General features: G+C 68.7%; 15 protein-coding genes. 4 read left to right on the forward strand and 11 right to left on the reverse strand.

Going from position 1 to position 17,406, the window contains the following annotated elements:
- Positions 1-1,589: LGFP repeat-containing protein (locus KV397_RS10580; protein WP_407665260.1), on the reverse strand; the 1,589-nt coding region annotated here is incomplete at its 3' end.
- Here KV397_RS10580 and KV397_RS10585 point away from each other — a divergent pair.
- Positions 1,558-1,848: a hypothetical protein gene (locus KV397_RS10585; RefSeq protein WP_261811238.1), complete on the forward strand. Its 291-nt coding sequence runs from the start codon at positions 1,558-1,560 to the stop codon at positions 1,846-1,848. The two genes, KV397_RS10580 and KV397_RS10585, sit on opposite strands and share 32 nt — an antisense overlap.
- A gap of 97 nt (positions 1,849-1,945) precedes the next feature.
- On the opposite strand, the gene KV397_RS10590 is transcribed toward KV397_RS10585, so the two are convergent.
- Positions 1,946-3,019, reverse strand: a complete 1,074-nt coding sequence (locus tag KV397_RS10590) for a glycosyltransferase (protein ID WP_261811239.1) — start codon at positions 3,017-3,019, stop codon at positions 1,946-1,948.
- 122 nt (positions 3,020-3,141) lie between these two features.
- On the opposite strand from KV397_RS10590, the gene KV397_RS10595 reads away from it, so the two are divergent.
- On the forward strand, positions 3,142-4,905 hold the full coding sequence (locus KV397_RS10595) for a DUF4012 domain-containing protein (RefSeq protein ID WP_261811240.1): 1,764 nt from the start codon (positions 3,142-3,144) through the stop codon (positions 4,903-4,905).
- 143 nt (positions 4,906-5,048) lie between these two features.
- Positions 5,049-5,657: a hypothetical protein gene (locus tag KV397_RS10600; RefSeq protein ID WP_131491938.1), complete on the forward strand. Its 609-nt coding sequence runs from the start codon at positions 5,049-5,051 to the stop codon at positions 5,655-5,657.
- 209 nt (positions 5,658-5,866) lie between these two features.
- Here KV397_RS10600 and KV397_RS10605 read toward each other — a convergent pair whose 3' ends face one another.
- The 6 genes from KV397_RS10605 to KV397_RS10630 form a co-directional block, all read right to left on the reverse strand.
- Positions 5,867-7,321 carry an LCP family protein gene (locus KV397_RS10605; RefSeq protein ID WP_153243859.1) on the reverse strand — a complete coding sequence of 485 codons (1,455 nt, stop codon included), beginning with the start codon at positions 7,319-7,321 and terminating at the stop codon, positions 5,867-5,869.
- Complete coding sequence (gene purE, locus KV397_RS10610; RefSeq protein WP_131491993.1) at positions 7,318-7,785, reverse strand: 5-(carboxyamino)imidazole ribonucleotide mutase; 468 nt, start codon at positions 7,783-7,785, stop codon at positions 7,318-7,320. Before purE ends, KV397_RS10605 begins: the two co-directional genes overlap by 4 nt.
- A 143-nt stretch (positions 7,786-7,928) precedes the next feature.
- Positions 7,929-9,053 (reverse strand): 5-(carboxyamino)imidazole ribonucleotide synthase, encoded by a 1,125-nt coding sequence (locus KV397_RS10615; protein WP_261811241.1) that lies wholly within the window; start codon positions 9,051-9,053, stop codon positions 7,929-7,931.
- Positions 9,054-9,154: 101 nt separating this feature from the next.
- The gene (locus KV397_RS10620; RefSeq protein ID WP_208526583.1) at positions 9,155-9,673 is read right to left on the reverse strand and encodes a PH domain-containing protein; all 519 of its coding nucleotides are present in this window, start codon (positions 9,671-9,673) and stop codon (positions 9,155-9,157) included.
- An 86-nt stretch (positions 9,674-9,759) separates the two neighbouring features.
- Positions 9,760-10,539 carry a biotin--[acetyl-CoA-carboxylase] ligase gene (locus KV397_RS10625; RefSeq protein WP_261811242.1) on the reverse strand — a complete coding sequence of 260 codons (780 nt, stop codon included), beginning with the start codon at positions 10,537-10,539 and terminating at the stop codon, positions 9,760-9,762.
- Complete coding sequence (locus tag KV397_RS10630) at positions 10,536-11,819, reverse strand: CDP-glycerol glycerophosphotransferase family protein (protein ID WP_131491933.1); 1,284 nt, start codon at positions 11,817-11,819, stop codon at positions 10,536-10,538. The genes KV397_RS10625 and KV397_RS10630 overlap by 4 nt, the downstream gene beginning before the upstream one ends.
- Positions 11,820-11,935: 116 nt before the next feature.
- Between KV397_RS10630 and KV397_RS10635 the strand changes: the two genes are divergently transcribed.
- Positions 11,936-13,009, forward strand: coding sequence for a glycosyltransferase family 2 protein (locus tag KV397_RS10635; protein ID WP_261811243.1), 1,074 nt, complete (start codon positions 11,936-11,938; stop codon positions 13,007-13,009).
- Positions 13,010-13,027: 18 nt separating this feature from the next.
- Here the strand turns inward: KV397_RS10635 and KV397_RS10640 are convergent, their stop codons facing one another.
- From KV397_RS10640 to KV397_RS10650, 3 genes are read right to left on the reverse strand one after another with little or no spacing between them, the layout of a single operon-like run.
- Positions 13,028-14,464, reverse strand: a complete 1,437-nt coding sequence (locus KV397_RS10640; RefSeq protein WP_261811244.1) for a CDP-glycerol glycerophosphotransferase family protein — start codon at positions 14,462-14,464, stop codon at positions 13,028-13,030.
- Positions 14,461-15,714 (reverse strand): CDP-glycerol glycerophosphotransferase family protein, encoded by a 1,254-nt coding sequence (locus KV397_RS10645; protein ID WP_261811245.1) that lies wholly within the window; start codon positions 15,712-15,714, stop codon positions 14,461-14,463. Before KV397_RS10645 ends, KV397_RS10640 begins: the two co-directional genes overlap by 4 nt.
- A 48-nt stretch (positions 15,715-15,762) precedes the next feature.
- Positions 15,763-17,340, reverse strand: coding sequence for a S1C family serine protease (locus KV397_RS10650; protein ID WP_131491930.1), 1,578 nt, complete (start codon positions 17,338-17,340; stop codon positions 15,763-15,765).
- Positions 17,341-17,406 lie beyond the last annotated feature (66 nt).

Consider the following 17,406-nt stretch of genomic DNA (forward strand, 5'->3'; position numbering starts at 1 on the left):
CCATTCGTGAAAGCCTGCGCAACACCGCCACCGTTCGCCGAAACCGGAATCGTGTCACTCACCGGATAACCCAACGCACCCGCCGGACCACCATTGGACTGATAGAACGTCGCAACCGGACCCGCGACGAAGAACGCAGTGGCACCGGTCTGAACGACCGAACCCTTTTGGTATGTCTGCACGCAGGCTCCCTTCGGGAGATTGCAGACGCTGTCGCTCGTGACCCAACCGAGTTGGCCGCTCACACCGCCGGCTCTGCTATGAGCGACGCGGATCTCTCCGGTCATGGAGAACACGCCTGCAGATGTCTTGCCGATCGCGCCTCCGACAAAGGCCTGTTCCTGTCCGCCCCCGCTCGCACTGGAGGAAACGAGGTCACTCGTCGGGATCCCCAGACGCCCCTTGGGCCCCCCTTCCGCGATGTACTTGGAAAGCACCGTCGGTTCCGCAACCGCGTAGGCGTGACCCCCGACTTCGGAGATGACGGCTTTCTGAAAGCTCTGAACGCAGTAGTCGGTGTTCTTCGAGCACGTCTTCGCAGAAGTCGGCCATCCAGTGGCCTGACGCACTCCGCCGAGCTCGCCATGGGCTGTGCGGGTGAGGCCGCTGACAGCGAAGATCCCGCTCGGACCCGCGTTCACAAGCACCTTCGTGAACGACTGGGCGACACCACCGCCGTTCTCGGTGACCGAAACGGGAGCTGAATCGGGGTATCCGGTCGTGGCGACCCCCTGCGAGCGCACCCACAGTGCAATGGATCCCGTCGCCAGAATCACCCCTTTCCCGGGTTGCCAGTATGCGATCGCCTTCTCGAAAACATGACCGCACGGTACCGATCCCGAGCACGCGGGCGCGTCGAGGCGATTGCCCCACGATCCGGACTTCCCGCCAGCCGCCGCCCACGCAGCGCTGATCGCCTGAGCCCCCTCTCCGAGAGCATTCGACTGCGTGGAGCCGAACCAGTCGGTGAAGTAGTTGTAGAAGTTGCGGTTGCCGTACGCCGAGCATCCGTCGCCCTCCCCGTAGCCCGCGCGCATCGCGGCGGCATTGGGCTGGTACGGCGTGTAGTAGTAGAGCGCCGAGGTCGCCTTGTTCGCGACGTAGACCGGGGCCGACCCGCAAGACGCCTTCGGGTTGTAGAGGATGTTCCAGGTCTTGCCCGGGGCGTACCACTGGAACCACTTGCCCTCCATGTAGATCTGCATCTGACGCGCCGCGCCGTAGATCTGGTGGAAGAAGCCGATGTAGTTCGGGTCGCACGGGGCTGTATCGGGACATCCCTGCCCCAGCGCGATCCGGTAGCGCCACGCGCTCGGCCAGACGTGGGTGATAAGCCCCTGCTCCTTCTGCAGCATGACGATCAACACCTGTGGGTTGATGTTGCAGGCCTGGGAGACGCGATAGATGATGCGGGCCGCGGACTCGTTCGCGGCGCCGGAGTAGCCGGAGCAGTACGCGTCCGCAGGACGCGTGACGGTGTTCATCCGGAAGTCCTTGAGGCAGACGATCGGCTCGTTGTTCTCATCCCGACCGCCGAGGCATCGTGAGACCTTGCTGTTGAAGAAGGTCTGGATCTGCGCCTCGGTCATCGTGCTCTTGTTCGTGAACACGGCGTCGCTGATGATGTTTCCCGGCGTGAAGCCGACGAGCGTGCTCTTCGCGATTCCCGTCGTCGCCGGATCGGCGACGGCGCTCGAGACGCTGACCTTGGGCGCAGAGACGGAGGCCTGGGCAGCGGCGGCGGGGACCACCGTTCCGATCACCAGGGCGGAGACAGCGAGGAAACAGGTGAGGAGCGGGTGGGTCCTCAGGGTGTTTCGCGAGCGTGGGGCACGTCGAGACATGTGACCAGTGTGACGGAAGTTGCGCGATGATGCCACTGTTGCGCCGTTCACGACACAAGTTTTCGGCGTGTCGCCCTGATGTGCAGTTGACTCTCAGCGGATCACAGGTCGGCGTGCAGACCCCAGAGGCGCTCCCCCGAGCTGGCCCAGGAGAACGCCCTCGATCGGTCGGACGCGAGAATCCGGAGCCGCTCGGCCGCCGGCCCCGCCGCCTGCTCGATCGCACCTGCGATCTCGTCCGCCGCCACGAGCGTGCCGCCGTCCGCGACGACGTCACGATGGGAGCCGGTGTCGATAGCCACGACAGGGACTCCGAGGGCCATCGCCTCGACGGCCCGCCACGGCCAGCCCGCGAAGTCGCCAGTCGCAGCGAAGACCGACGCACCGGCGAGCACGGCCGCACGATCTTCGACTGCCAGCGCACCCCGCACATGGGCGCGACGCTCCGGGAGGCCTGCTGCGGATGCGATCTCGACGTAGCGAGGCTCCGCCCCGTCCGGAGCATCGAGCACGACGGCGTCGACCGCCGCCGCCACGGCCCCGCGGAAACCGTCCCGCAAGGACGACTCCGAGCCGGTGAGCACCACGTACTCGTCCGGCAGCGACAGCGCATTCCGGCGACGACCGGCGTCATCCGGGACGACGAACCCCCGAGGCGGCGCCCCCGCGATCACGCGCACACGATCACCCAGACGTGCGAGTTCGGAGAGCCGCGCAGCGACCGCGTGCGAGGGCACCACGACGGCATCGGCATGTTTGACCGCCCGGCGAAGCATCCCTCGCTGCCAGGAGACCTGGTTCTTCGACAGCAGCTCCGGCGCATCCCACGCGCGCAGGTCCCACAGCGTGACCGTCGTCTGGTCATCGTCGTGGACGCGATCGTGTTTCACGAGAGGAGCGAACAGGCTCGGCGAATGGATCATGCCGCCGCCGACCCCGGGAGCGATGCCGAGCTGCCAGGAGGCCGCCAGCTCACGACGCGCCAGACCGAGGGTGCGCACCTCTCCCACTCCGCGGATCGTCGCCTCGGAGCCCGCCGGAACGATGAGGTCCACCGTGCAACCGGAGGGTGCTGTCGCAATCACTCCGTGGGCCAGATCCACCGCAGCGGAGGCGAGATCGGGGTCGACGATCTGGCCGAGTTGATCCAGAACGAAACGCAGCCGAGCTCCCATGCGCTCAGGCTATCCTCGGGCTGCGACGCCCCCGTGGAGCGCACCACCCGTGGCGCACGAATATCAGCGTTCCCACAGTTTCCGGCCACCACCGGCACCACCGTTCATGCTTGAATGCTCGGGTGAGCGATGGCCGGCTTCCCGTCAGGCGCCGATGGATCGGGTGGACCATCGGCGCGTTCCTCGCGTTTCTCCTCATCGCGATCGGGTGGGTCACCGTTCGGGGGATCGGCGCGGTGAACGACCTCCAGGACGTCGCAGACGGAGCGACGCAGCTGAAGAAGACGATCGCGGCGGGAGACCTCGACGGCGCGGAGCCGGTCGCCCGGAGCGTCGCGCGCAGCGCAGCGTCGGCCGTCGACCTGACCTCGGACCCGGTGTGGCAGGCGTTCGGCCTCGTCCCCTGGCTCGGTCCGAACTTCCGTGCCGTGAGCGAGATCGCCGACATCGCCGACAGCGTCTCAACGGATGCTCTCGCCCCTCTGCTGGAGGTGGCGGACGGCCTCGATCTCGCAAGCCTCGGGTTCGTGGGCGGCACCATCGACCTCGCCCCGTTCGCCGAGATCGAGAAGCCGCTCCGCACGGCCAGCACCGCGCTCGGAGCTGCGGAGCTGCAGGCCAGACGCATCGACGCCGACGCCACCCTCCCACCGCTCGCAGAGGCCATCGATCAGATGCGGTCCGCCGTCACCGAGGCTGCCACGGCGGTCGGTGCGCTCCACGGCGCCGCCGTCCTCCTGCCGACGATGCTCGGAGGGGAAGGCCCCCGCAACTACGTGCTGGCGATGCAGAACAACGCAGAGCAGCGCTCGTCGGGCGGGATCATCGGCTCAGTCGCTCTGCTCCACGCGGAGAACGGGAAGATCACCCTCCAGAAGCAGGCTTCGACACGGGACTTCCCCGCCCTCGACACCCCCCTGCCGCTCAGCGATTCGACGGTCGCCCTGTTCGAGGATCGGCCGGGCCGCTTCCTGCAGAACATCACCAGCATCCCGGACTTCACCGAGGCCGGAGAGACCATCGCCGCGCGGTGGACGGGACGATTCGGCGGAACGGTCGATGGCGTCATCGCCGTCGACGCCATCGTCGCGGAGAACCTGATGGCCGTGACGGGAGACCTCACGTTCGGGCCGTTCACCGCGACCGCCGAGAACATCACCGGCATCCTGCTCTCGGAGATCTACGCGGCCGTCCCCGACCCCGCCGTACAGGATGAGATCTTCGCCCAAGCGGCCGGTGCGCTCTTCAGCGCAGCCTTGTCCGGTGGGGACCCGAAGGCGCTGATCGGAGCCCTGGCCGAATCCGCCGAGGAGGGCCGGATCCGCATCTGGAGTGCGCACGCGGACGAAGAGGAGTTCCTCGCCTCGTCCGCGCTGGGAGGGACGATCCCCGAGGACGATGCGGACGCCACCTACGTGGGCGTGCTGATCAACGACAGCACCGGCGGGAAGATGGACTACTACGCCCGCGGCGCCTTCTCGACTTCCGTGGGCACCTGCAACGGCGCGCCGACGACTCAGGTGCAAGTGACGTGGACCAACGCCGCGCCCGCGGACGCCGCGACGTCCCTCCCCGCCTACGTCACCGGGGACGGCTACTACGGGGTCCCGGCCGGCACGGTGCGCACACTCATCGCGGTCTACGGCCCTGCCGGCGCGACGCCCTCCCACATCGACCGGGACGGCGAAGAAGAGGGCGTGCAGACAGCCATGCTCGATGGCCGCTCCGTGGTGCAGCACGAGGTCTCGCTCGCGCCGGGCGAGTCGACGACGATCACCGTGGAGTACCAGGGAACCGGCGCCGGAGAGCGGCTCACGCAGATCCTGCACACACCGCTGGTCGACGAGCCCGATGCGACACGCAAGCCACTGACCTGCGCATCGTGACATTCCCCGCTCGATAGGGTACTGTCGACTCACTGGGGAATATCTGGGGTCTGCAAACCTGCCGTGGGGGCAGGAAGGCTCCACGCAGTCGGATGCAGGGGTGTATCCGGAGGCGATTCCGCGTGAAATTCTGGGGAGAAATCATGCTGAAGAAACTGGCTGCCATCAGCCTCACCGCTGGCGCGCTCGTACTCGCTGCGCCGGCCGTAGCGACGGCGGCGCCGACGCTCGCTCCGACCGCGTCGTCCAACGACTACCCGACGCCTCCGGGAGTCAAGGTCAGCGACCCGATCATCGACACCTGCGAGGTCTCGACCATCGTTTTCGGAGCAGGATACTTCCTGCCTTCCGAGAACGTGAGCGTCTCCATCTCCGGACTCGAGGCCGCTCGGGCCGCGGGCTCGGGCAGCACCGCTGGCGCAGACGGCGGACTGACCTACACGTTCCGACCCCCGGCCGATGGTGAGGGCTCGTACGCTGTCTCCTTCAACGGATCGCGTTCGTACACCGCCACCATCACGGTGTCGCACGGCCACGACGCGGCCACGTCCTGCGACCACGATCCTGGTGTGGCCCCCGCGGGTACCGAGCTGCCGCTCACGGGCGGAGACAACGCGGCGTCTGCCGGCGGGTTCGAACTCGCCCTCACCGGCGGCAGCGTCTCGCCATGGGTCCTCGGCGGTGGCGCCGCAGCGCTGGTCGCCGGTGGCGCCCTGGTCGCCGTCGGAGCATCTCGCCGCAAGCGCGCCTAGGTCCGGCTGCCGCCTCGCGCGGTGGTCGACTGGACGACGGTGATCCCTCCCCCTCCGATCACCGTCGTCTGGTGCGTCCGGCGGGCGCACCGCCAGCCCACGGCTCCCCCTCCTCGGAGGTGGTGACCGTGGGCTTCGTCGTGCACCTGGTGCCCGGCTCGCCCGTTCCCGCCGTGACGGAGTGCACCCGATGACTGGAAGGCACCGCGTCAGGGAGCGGGGGTCGGCGTCTCCGTCGGGGGGTGCAACGTCTGCCGGATCAGATCGTGGATGTACGCGTAGTCCGGCTGGTGCTCATCCACTCCGGAATCAGGGGTGAGCTCGATCGTCGTGACAGGCTGTTCCTTCGCCTTGAGCATCAGATCGAAGAACTCCGGCAGCTTGTCCGACGGGAGATCCGTGCTGATCAGAGCCGTCCCCGCCGCCGCCACCTCGTTGAACCTCGTGAGCACCGTCTGCGGGGTGAACTGCGCGAGGATCGCCTCCTGCAGCTCCCGCTGACGCTTCATCCGATCCCAGTCACTCGTCGTGTAGCGCGAACGGGCGTACCACTGGGCGGTGTCACCGTCCATCCGCTGCTCCCCCGGCTCGATCCAGCCGATCGCCCACTCGTTCACATCGGTGCCGGTCCAGCCCTCCGGCGGTCCGCCCTTGGGCAGACGCTCGGTGACGTTGATCTGCACTCCACCGAGCGCATCGACGAGCTCGGCGAACCCGTGCATGTCGACGAAGACGTAGTAGGGGATCTCGATTCCGAGAACACCCTCCGCCGCGTCCTTCGTCGCCTCGATACCCGGCTCGGAGCCGTTGGCCTTCGCGTCAGGATAGAGCCCGGTGCCGCCGTCTTCTCGACAGACCTCCGCGGCGTTGCGGATGTGGTTCATCCATCCGTTCCACCCGCAGGTGGAAGAGCCGTGCCCTTCGAAGCCGTTCGGGTAGAGCTCCTGCATCGGGCTCCCCTCGCTGAACGGCGCGCTCGGGAGTTCACGCGGGATGCCGGTGATCGTCACGGCCCCGGTATCGGCGTTCACCGAGACGACCGAGATGCTGTCGAAGCGCATCGAGTCACGCCCGTCGCCGCTGTCCGCACCCAGGAGCAGGATGTTGTAGTAACCGTCGCTCGGCTCGACGCTCGGTCCGCTCTGCCCGAAGATCGCCCCGATCGTGCTGCGCACCGACCCCACCGCGGTCGCGGCATACCCGACGCCACCGCTCACGAGCCCCAGCAGCACCAGCGCGACGACCGGGATGGCGAGGCGAGAGGGTCCGGGGACCTTCACGAGTCGCACCAGCCGCAGGGCATCGAAGGTCAACACGACCCAGAGCACGATGTAGCCGACGAGGAGCACCTGGATGACGGTGAGGATCGCGGCGGAGAACAGCCCGCCTCCGATCGTGAGCCACAGCAGGGCCGGGCGGGCGAAGAGCGCGAGGCCGAGCGCCACCACCGCGAGGAGCCACGCCAGCAGAGTCGCGCCGAGCCCGAAGCGGCCGAGCCTGCGGTTGCCCGCGAGCACCTGCGCAGATCCGGGGACCAGGAGATTGAGGGCGACGAGCCACCACCCGCGCTTGGCCATCATCCCCGAGTCAGCCACATCGGGGTGCCGCAGAGGGCGTGTCTCGATGAGCGGGCGCTGTGTTGCGCGCGGAGGCGCAAGGGTCACAGCGACCCCTTCAACCGTTCGTTCTTCTCCTCGACCTGTGCCTCGAGATCGCGGGCGTACGCGTCCACCCGGTCGGCGAGATCCGTGTCCGCCGTCCCCAGGATGCGGGCCGCCAGGAGCCCCGCGTTGCGGGCGCCGCCGATGGACACGGTCGCGACGGGGATGCCGGCGGGCATCTGCACGATCGAGAGCAGGGAGTCCATGCCGTCGAGGTAGGCGAGCGGCACGGGAACGCCGACCACGGGAAGCGGCGTCATCGAGGCGAGCATGCCCGGAAGGTGGGCCGCTCCCCCGGCGCCGGCGATGATCACGCGGATACCGCGGGAGCGTGCCTCCCGCGCATACGACATGAGCTTGTCCGGTGTGCGGTGGGCCGAGACGACCTCGACCTCATGCGGGATGCCGAAGTCGGTGAGCGCCTGAGACGCATCGCTCATCACGCGCCAATCGGAATCGGATCCCATCACGACGCCGACCAGAGGGACAGCGGAGGAGTGCAGTGGCTCAGTCACCAGATCAGGCTACGGTCTACCGCTGTGAGAAACCCCGAACGGCGCGCGTCTTGTCCCGCATGTCCGACCGTGAGAGGTGCGCCGGCGTGCAGGATTCAGACGAAATGTGCGGCGGCCGCACGCGCGACGTACACGGCATCGTCGAGATCGTCATCCGCGACGTTCACGTGACCGACCTTGCGACCGGGTCGTGGCGCTTTGCCGTACGTGTGGATCTTCGCCTGCGGGTGCTCGACCATCGCCGCGGGGAAGCGCTCCTCGAGCGTGCCCTCCGCCGGACCGCCGAGGATGTTCACCATCACCGACCAGGCTGCACGAGGAGCCGTGCTCCCCAACGGCAGATCGACGACCGCGCGCAGATGCTGCTCGAACTGTCCGGTGACGGCGCCGTCCTGGCTCCAGTGACCGCTGTTGTGCGGTCGCATGGCCAGCTCGTTGACGAGGATCCGCTCATCGTCGGTCTCGAACAGCTCCACGGCGAGCATGCCCGTCACACCGAGTCCCTCCGCGATGGTGCGTCCGATCTCCTCAGCGACCTGCACGAGGCGCTCGGCTGCCGCGGGTGCCGGGGCGATGACCTCTGCGCACACGCCGTCGCGCTGCACCGTCTCCACCACGGGGTACGCGACAGTGTCGCCGCTGGGGCGACGCGCCACCTGCTGGGCGAGCTCGCGGACGAAGGGGACGAGCTCCTCCACGAGGAGTGCATCGCCCTCGGCCAGCGCATCGAGCCAGTCCTGTGCCTCTTCCGCCGCGCGGACGACGCGCACACCCTTGCCGTCGTAGCCGCCCCGAGGCGTCTTCACGACACCGGCGCCCGCGTGGGCATCGAGGAACGCCTGCAGCTCAGCGACGTCGCGCACCGCGGCCCAGTCCGGCTGAGGGACGCCGAGCTCGGCGAGGCGGGCGCGCATGACGAGCTTGTCCTGGGCGAACTGGAGGGCGTCGGGGCCCGGGTGCACGACCACACCATCGGCGACGAGGGCACGCAGCACGGACTGCGGCACGTGCTCGTGGTCGAACGTGACGACGTCGACTCCTGCGGCGAACGCACGCACCACGTCGATATCGCGATAGTCGCCGACCGCCGTCGCGGCGAGTCCGGCGGACATCCCTTCGTCTTCGGCGAGCACCCGGATCTCCAGCCCGAGTTCGACCGCCGGAGCGATCATCATCCGGGCCAGCTGCCCTCCACCGATCACGCCAACACGCAAAGCCATGTGCCGTCTCCCTTCGTCCGACCCCATTCTCCCGCACGTGCACAGGAGGATCGGACACGTCTCACCTACGCGATCGTCGATCGCCGGCAGGACGGGTCTGGTCACGCCGTGTCGAACTCGTCTCCGCCCGCCTGCGCGTCGCGATGCGCCAGGATCTGCCCGACCTCGATCTGGTCGGCGAGAGTCTCATGGACCAGCGTCACGTTCGGTACGTTCGCGAGACGCATCGGCGCGTCGACGCCGTTCGACAGGGTGATCGTGCCCGCACCCCACACGCGCTGCAGCGGCCCGCGTCGGACGGCGATCGTGTAGCCGCGAGCGTGGGACATCTCCCGGCGTCGACGGGCACCGACGCCGTGGTGGGCGATGACACGTCGCGTGGTGACCGTCGTGCTCCGCGAGTACCAGACGATGAACGGCAGCACCACGGCGAGAAGCACCAGCGCGCCCGCCGCGGAGAGCAGCATCCAGTCCTCATACCCCGCCGGGAGGTTGCCGTAGAAGTAGGCCGTCGCGCCGAATGTCGCGATGAGGACGAGTGCAGACCAGAACAGTCGACGGGCATGGCCCCGGAAGCGTGCGATCAGCAACTCCTCCGAAGGCGTGCCGGGCGGCGGCATCAGAGGCCGTCCGCCGAGCGTCACAGGCTGGGTCACCCCACCATTGTGCCTGTGATCCCCGACAAGCCCGTGTGTGCCTCGGCGTGTCAGTTTCCCGCAGGACGCACGTGCACGACGTCACCGGCGGATATCGCGTGCTCCACGCCCTCGGAGACGACCAGCAGCCGTCCTTCCGCATCGAGGCCGATGGCCGTGCCTTCCTGCGTGCGATCGCCCGGCATCGACACCCGGATCGCCTGCCCGACAGTCGCGCATCGTTCGGTGACGGCACCGTGGGCGCCGCTCGCGACGGCGTCTCCGGCGGCGGCGACGAGGTCCGTGAGCCGGGTGTCGAGCGCCGTCACGTAGGTGGCGAGCAGCCGATCCTCGTCGACGTCGACGCCCTGCGCCGCGAACGATGTCGCCGTGGCGACGGGAAGCTGCTCCACCGTCATCGCCGTGTTCACTCCGGCGCCGACGATGATGGCGTCCGACGCCGCCTCAGCGAGGATTCCGCAGATCTTCCGGCCGTCGACGAGCACGTCGTTCGGCCACTTCACCGCGACCTCCTCGTCCGGGAGCTGCGCGGCCACGGCCTCCGCCATCGCCAGTCCCGCGAGCAGCGGTATCCAGCCCCGCGACGCCGGTTCCGCCGGAAGAGCGCGCAACAGCACGGAAACCGCAAGGGCTGAACCATGCGGCGCCACCCAGGTCCGATCGAGCCGCCCGCGACCCGCGGTCTGGTCGTGCGTCGCCAGGACCGAGAGGTGCGGCCAGCCGTCCGCGTCGTGCGCATGCCCGCGAAGGTCGGCGTTGGTCGACCCCGTTCGCGCCACCAGTTCCAGGCGCGGCACGATCGCGGTGGAGCGCGGGAACCCGATGCTCATGCGTCCTCTTCGTCGGCTTCTTCGTCGTCGTCATCCTCGTCTTCGCGGACCGCCCCCACCTCGTGGGCCTGCCACCGTTCCCACTCCTGCATCAGCCCGTCCACGGCGGCATGGAACTTCGCGGTCGCCACCCCCTGTGTGGTGTCGCCGAAGTAGTGCTGCACCCACATCCGCAGTCGGGCGATCGCCGCCTCATCGACCCGCACGCGCTCGATCTCGGCGACGACGTCCGCCGCCGACTCGGCGGTCAGCCACTCGCAGTCGGACAGATAGCCCTGCGTGTCGACAGAGGCCTGGTCGTCCGTGGGGCGCGTGATCATCAGCGGCTTCCCCGCCGCGAGCCGGTCGTAGACCATGGCGGAGATGTCGACGATCGCGACGTCCGCGGCGGTGAGCTGCCATCCGAGCTCGGGGCCGTCGTCGTAGACGTGCTGGGCGCGCGGGTCCGCGGCGTTCGCTGCAGCGATAGCCGCGATGATCCGTCGATGCGCGGCGCCGTAGGCCTCATCGACGACGCCACTGCGGGGATGCGGACGATAGATCACCCGGTGCTGTCCGGTGGCGAGCAGGCGGGCCACGAGGGTTTCGCCGTGCGATGCGATCGATCCGTAGTGCGCGCTGGGCCGGTCGCCCTCCCACGTGGGGGCGTACAGCACGACCGTACGGTCATCGGGGACGAAGGGCAGCGTGCCGGAGTAGTGATCGGCCTGAGGGCGCCCGATCTCGATCGTGCGGCGATCAACGTCGTAGTCCCAGAGCGTCCGCGAGAGGCGGTCCCGCGCGGCCTGACCGGCCACGAACGCATAGTCGTACGCCTTGTACTGGTTCGTGGTCATGTACATCTTGTCGGACTCGCCGTGGTTGATGAACACGTGCCACCGCCGCCCGTAACGGAACATCTGGAAGTTGCGGGTGTTCTGGTTGACGTACAGCACGATGCGGATGTCCTGCGTCGCGATGAAGCGCTCGAGATCGCGGACCTTCGGCACGAACGCGACCGGAGGCGAGGCCTCGTCCAGGAGCTTCTCGGTGCCCGTCGCCTGCCGCGAGAGCACGACGACCGGCCAGCGGCGGGCGAGCTCCGCGAGCGGACGATACCACTGCCGCATCTGGTACATGTTGACCGCACCGTCGGCGAAGTACACCGCCACTTTGAAGTGCCCCGCCGGATACGGCTCGGTTTCGGCGAGGCGACGACGCACCCGCTGGACGGCGGTCCGGGATGCGAGCGCCCGCTTCAGCAGACGGTACGCCTTCTTCGCGTCAGACAGTGCACCCATCCCTCCAGAGTAGTTCGTCCACGCGGGGTGCCCCGGCCTGTGGACGATCCGGGATGCGACGCGCATGACGGCTTCCCCTCAGGCAAAGCCGGAAGCCGCCGTGACATGATCGTCATGTGCCAGCCGATGAGTCAGCCGCTCCCCTGCCCGGGGTGTCCTTCGTGATGCCGGTGCTCAACGAACACGCCTACCTGGAGCACGCGGTCGAGTCCGTGCTCGCTCAAGACGTCGATGTGCCCACGGAGCTCGTGCTGGCTCTCGGTCCCTCCACCGATGGGACGACGGAGCTGGCCCAGCGGCTCGCAGAGACGGACGAGCGCATCCGGCTCGTCGGCAACCCGGCTGCGCACATCCCCGTGGGGCTGAACGCCGCCATCCGCGCCAGCCGCTACGCGACGATCGTCCGCGTCGACGCGCACTCCGAACTCTCCCCCGGCTACGCCGCCCGAGCGCTGGCCACGCTGGAACGCACGGCGTCGGCCAACGTCGGCGGTGTCATGCACGCCGAAGGGCGTACGCCGTTCCAGAAATCCGTCGCACGCCTCTACAACTCCCCCGTCGGACTCGGCGGAGGCGCCTACCACGGAAGCTCGCAGGAGGGCGAGGCCGAGTCGGCCTACCTCGGCGTCATGCGCCGTCAGGTTCTCGATGAGGTGGGTCTCTTCGACGAGACGATCCGGCGCGGCGAGGACTGGGAGCTCAACCTCCGCATCCGACAGGCCGGTCACCGCGTCTGGTTCGATCCCGACCTGTCCGTCACCTACTGGCCCCGGGAGAGCTGGACGCGGCTGGCGCGGCAGTTCCGCGCGACGGGCGCCTGGCGGGGTGAGCTTGTGCGACGCTTCGGGCGACGCAACGGCCTCCGCTATTTCGCTCCCCCCGCGCTCGTGCTCGTGGCCGCGCTCGCCCTCGTCCTGGGGGCGCTCCAGCTGGCAGGAGTCATCACCGTCACGGTCTCCTGGGTCGCCTCGATCCTCGTCTACGGGCCACTCGCCCTGTACGTGTTGCTGGTGATGGGCGTCGCTCTCGCGCCCGGCGGCGGCGGTGCGCGCCAACGGCTGTGGACTCTGCTCGTCCTGCCCACGATGCACCTCTCGTGGGGCATCGGGTTCCTCGGCGGCGTGCTCCGAGGCGCTCGGGACACCGTGGATGCTTCGCGCTTAGGCACCCGGAACACGCCACTCCCCTGAGACGGGTGAGCGGCCGGATCAGGGTGTGACGAAACCGAGGTCCAGGATGCGATCGACCACCCGCTCGGCGGCACGGCCGTCGTCGCGGGAGTTGAACTGTCGTCGCCACGCCGTATAGCGCTCGGCGAACGCGGCTTCGTGTTCCGGGTCTTCGAGCGCCGCGGCCAGTTCCTCCTGGGTACGCACCAGCGGACCCGGGGCCCGCTCCGCGAGGTCGAAGTAGAAACCTCGCAACTGACCGCGATAGTGATCGAGATCCGGTACCAGGAAGTACATCGGCTTGCCCGTGACGCTGAAGTCGAACATCACCGAGGAGTAGTCGGTGATCAGCGCGTCCGCAGCGAGCAGCAGACGCGCGGTCTCCGGGTAGCCCGTCACGTCGATCACGCGCGCTCCGGCACGGTCTCGTCCTTGTTCCAGCGTCCGCGAGTGCCCACGCACGAGCACCACGGCATTCACCTCCCGGGCGAGACGCTCCGCATCCACGAAATCGACCATCTCCGCGCGATCGTCACGCCAGGTCGGGGCATACAGAAGCACCCGCTCCTCGGGCTCGATGCCCAGATCCTTGCGGATCGCGGCGGGATCCCCCGTGATCAGCGCGTCGTTCCGGGGATACCCCTCCACCCAGATCGGTCGTCCGAAGAACGCATATGCCTTGCGGAGTATGCGTTCGGAGTACGTGTTCTGAGCCAGCAGCACGTCCCATCGACGCGATTCCTTCACGACGGCGGCCATCCGACGCGGATCGAAACCGGGACGGTGCAGCGCGAGGCGCTTCAACGGCGTCCCGTGCCAGGTCTGCACGACCTTCTGTCCGGGTTTGCGCGCGAAACGACGGCGCAGCCAGTCGTTCACGACGAGGAGCCGGGCAGCGCCCCGCGCGTGCCACCACTGCGGGCTTCCTTCGACGACCGCGATCGCCCCGTCCGGCACCTCGACGGAGAGGTCGACGACGCTCCAGTAGCGCCGCACACCGGGCGCCCTCGCTGCGAGCTCCCGGTCGATCGCCCGCGGATTGCAGCCCACGCTGCGGCCGTAGAAGCTCTCGAAGAAGACCGCGTTCTCGGTGCCGCCGGACTGCGCGACGTACCGCTCCTCGAGGGTCGATCGTCCCTCGGCGGTCTCGTACACGGGGTCGATCGGCGGTGCGATGCGGACAGCGCTCCCGGTGACGGCGACGCGTACACCGCGGAGGACGACGGGATCGATGTGCAGAGCGTCGAGGTCGGCGTCCGCGATCTGCAGTTCATACGCGCCGGAGGGAAGCGGAAGCGAAGGCCCGCCCCACCGCGAGGCCTCCAAGGCGAACGTGGCCTTCCAGGTCTTGCCTCCTCCGCTGACGCGAGCCTCCACCCGCGCCCGCGGTCCGACGAGCGCCGCCGTGGCCGGACACTGACCGGTCCCTGCGATGACCAGCGTCTCTGCCACGTCATCGATGCGGGCCGTTGTCATACTGCTCCCTTCGGCGCGGGGATCCCCCGTGCGCGGATCACGCGGTACACGCGCTCCGTGTTGCGACCGTCCCGATGCGCATGCATCGTCGCGCTGAGCGTAGCGGAACGTGCCGACGCCGCGTCGTACGAGTCGGCATCGGACAGGAGGTGCTCGAGCTGCGTGAGAAGCGACGGCCAGTCCGCGGCCGTCGCGGAGCCGGCGACCTCCTCGAACCGACCGTAGAAGCCTCGAGTGCGCGCATACTCCGCCGCGTCCGGGGCCAGGAAGAGCACCGGCATCCTCAGCAGTCCGACGTCGTACGCGAGCGAAGAGTAGTCGGTGACCAGCACATCCACGGCGGCGAGCGCAGGCGTCACATCGGCCAGGACGGACGCGCCGAGCGCGCGGACCCTCCGGCTCGGCAGCGGTGGCACATAGCCCCCCGCTCCCAGAGGGTGCGACCTCACGAGCAGCACCACGTTCTGCTCTTCGAGGAGGCGGAGGATCAAGACCCACTCCGTGGCGGACGGCACCGCCGGATCGGGCGCTCCGTCACGCCAGGTCGGCGCATACAGGATCGTCCGCGCCCCCTCCGGGATCTCCCCGACGACGCGGTGGACAAGCCCGGAGGCCGCGTTCCGACGCTCCTCACCCGAGCCGGCGGAGAGCACATCGACGCGCGGCTCACCGGTCACGACCACCCGATCGTCCCCGAGACCGAATGCCGATTCCAATCGCCCCCTGGCACGGGTCGAAGCCGCCGGCAGCACGCGGATCCGCTGGGCGGTCGCACGGTACAGGAGGGCGATCACCCGGCGTAGAAGGGGTGCTCCGGGAACCTTCGGCACCTGCGTCGTGGCCGGCGAATCCAGTCCGATCCTTTTCAGCGGGATCCCGTGCCAGAGCTGGACGACGAAAGCGCCGCCGACGGCGTAGCGGTTGACGTCGCCGAGGCCGTGCGTCACGACGAGGACACCCGCTCCGGCTGTCGCCCACCAGCCGCGCAGACCGTTCTTCCGGACGAAGCGGATGCCGAGAGCGGTCGCCTCCCGCTCCTCGCGCGCGGACCCGGTGAGCCACAGGGTCTCGTGGCCGAGCGAAGAAGCGTAGTGGTACAGGGCGAGGGCTCCGTCGCCGATGCCTGCGCCGCAGCCGAACACCCAGCGTCGCCCTCGCGGGACGAGGAAGGTGCCGAGGCGCCCGACGGCGTACAACGGGATCCGGAGCAGCTTGGCCGCGTTGCCGGAGCCGAAAGAGAAGGACGCCACCTCGCGAGCCTATCGCGGGGCGGCGTCCTTCTCTGTGAGACCGGGGACTCAGCCGGCGAGTTCGCCGAGCGTCACCTCGATGTCGTAGGACTTGCCGCCACGGACGTAGGTGACCTGGGCATCGCTGCCGGCCGCCGCCGCGCGGACCTGCGCCGTGAGGTCGGTCGCGCTGGTGATCGGAACCCCGTTGAACGAGGTGACGATGTCACCCTTCTCGATGCCGGCTGCCGCCGCAGCGCCGCCGTCGCTCGCCTCGGCGATGTACGCGCCGGCGACGGTCGCACCCTCGACGTTCGAGGCGTCCTGGACGGAGGCGCCGAGGAGGCCGTGCGTCGCTGCGCCATCGGCGATGATCTCGTCGGAGACCCGCTTCGCGATGTTCGACGGGATGGCGAAGCCGATGCCGATGGAACCGGAGTCCTCGGAGTTGCCCGAACTCGCGATCGCCACGTTGATGCCGATCAACTCGCCCTTGCTGTTGACGAGCGCACCACCGGAGTTGCCGTGGTTGATGGCGGCGTCGGTCTGGATCACGGCGATCGAGATGGAGTCGGATGTCTGCTGACCGGAGTTTCCGGGGATGTCGAACTGGAAGGGCCCCTGGCCCTGATCGGGAGACTGCTGCTCAGGAGCATCCTCGGAGGACGAGTCCGGCAGTGCCGACGACGCGATCTGGATGCTCCGGTTCAGTGCGCTGACGATGCCGGTGGTGACCGAGTTCGCCAGGCCGAGCGGGGCGCCGAGCGCGACCGTGGTGTCGCCGACGTTGAGCTTCGACGAATCGGCGAACTTCATGGGCGTGAGCCCCTTGGCGTCCTTCAGCTTGATCACGGCGAGGTCGTAGATCGGGTCGGTGCCCACGACCGTGGCTTCGTAGAGCTTCCCATCCGAGGCGGTCACCCGGATCGCGGGATCGGCGACGGCTCCGCCCAGCGTCACCACGTGAGTGTTCGTGAGCACGTAGCCGTCGTCGCTGATGATGACACCGGAGCCGCTTCCGGCCTCCTGGGAGCCCGCGACCTCGATGGTGACCACGGAGGGGAGGGCCGACGTCGCGACGGCGGTGGTCTCGTTGACCGACCCGGGGTTGTTGACCGTGACGGTCTGCGGCCCCGAGGCCGTGCCGGAGGACGGCGGGTTCTGAAGACCGTTCAGCAAGGCGCCGCCACCGAACCCGGCGACACCGCCGACGAGCGCGGCCGCGACGATGAATGCCGCGATCTTCGCGCCGCCTCGGGACTTCTGGTCTTTGGCCTTCGCCTCGCCGGGAAGCGTGTCCGCACCGAGGGGCTGCGTGGGCTGCGTGTAGGACGCGGCGGTGGGGATGCCGAACGCGGCACCCGGGGCCGTTGCCGTCGCGGAGTTCGCGGGGGCGGCGAAGACGTGCGGCACGGGCTCGACCACGGGCACCGCCGGCACCTGCGAGGTGAAGGTCGGCGGTACGACGTGTCCCTGGACGGGGGCGACGGGAGCCGGCGCGGAGGGACCCGGCGAAACGGCGGACGGCGCGGTGGTGTCAGCGGCGGCCTCCGTCGCCGGCTGAGCGGCGACCTCTGCTGCCTCGGTGGACGGCACGGCGTCGTTCGACGCGGGTACCGAGTGGTCCTGTGTGTTGTCTTCGTTCATGGTGTGTGCTCCTTCAACGACCACTTCAGAATGACGCCTGTGTCTGTGCGTTCCTTATGTCGAAGA

The sequence above is a fragment of the Microbacterium aurugineum genome (genome assembly GCF_023101205.1).
GTDB lineage: Bacteria > Actinomycetota > Actinomycetes > Actinomycetales > Microbacteriaceae > Microbacterium > Microbacterium aurugineum.

Excerpts from the sequence above, each read along its gene's own strand:
- purE (WP_131491993.1), bottom strand. The coding sequence starts at position 7,785 with ATGGGATCCGATTCCGATTGGCGCGTGATGAGCGATGCGTCTCAGGCG.
- KV397_RS10630 (WP_131491933.1), bottom strand. The coding sequence starts at position 11,819 with ATGGGTGCACTGTCTGACGCGAAGAAGGCGTACCGTCTGCTGAAGCGG.
- KV397_RS10625 (WP_261811242.1), bottom strand. The coding sequence starts at position 10,539 with ATGAGCATCGGGTTCCCGCGCTCCACCGCGATCGTGCCGCGCCTGGAA.
- KV397_RS10615 (WP_261811241.1), bottom strand. The coding sequence starts at position 9,053 with ATGGCTTTGCGTGTTGGCGTGATCGGTGGAGGGCAGCTGGCCCGGATG.
- KV397_RS10600 (WP_131491938.1), top strand. The coding sequence starts at position 5,049 with ATGCTGAAGAAACTGGCTGCCATCAGCCTCACCGCTGGCGCGCTCGTA.
- KV397_RS10590 (WP_261811239.1), bottom strand. The coding sequence starts at position 3,019 with ATGGGAGCTCGGCTGCGTTTCGTTCTGGATCAACTCGGCCAGATCGTC.
- KV397_RS10620 (WP_208526583.1), bottom strand. The coding sequence starts at position 9,673 with ATGCCGCCGCCCGGCACGCCTTCGGAGGAGTTGCTGATCGCACGCTTC.
- KV397_RS10640 (WP_261811244.1), bottom strand. The coding sequence starts at position 14,464 with ATGACAACGGCCCGCATCGATGACGTGGCAGAGACGCTGGTCATCGCA.
- KV397_RS10650 (WP_131491930.1), bottom strand. The coding sequence starts at position 17,340 with ATGAACGAAGACAACACACAGGACCACTCGGTACCCGCGTCGAACGAC.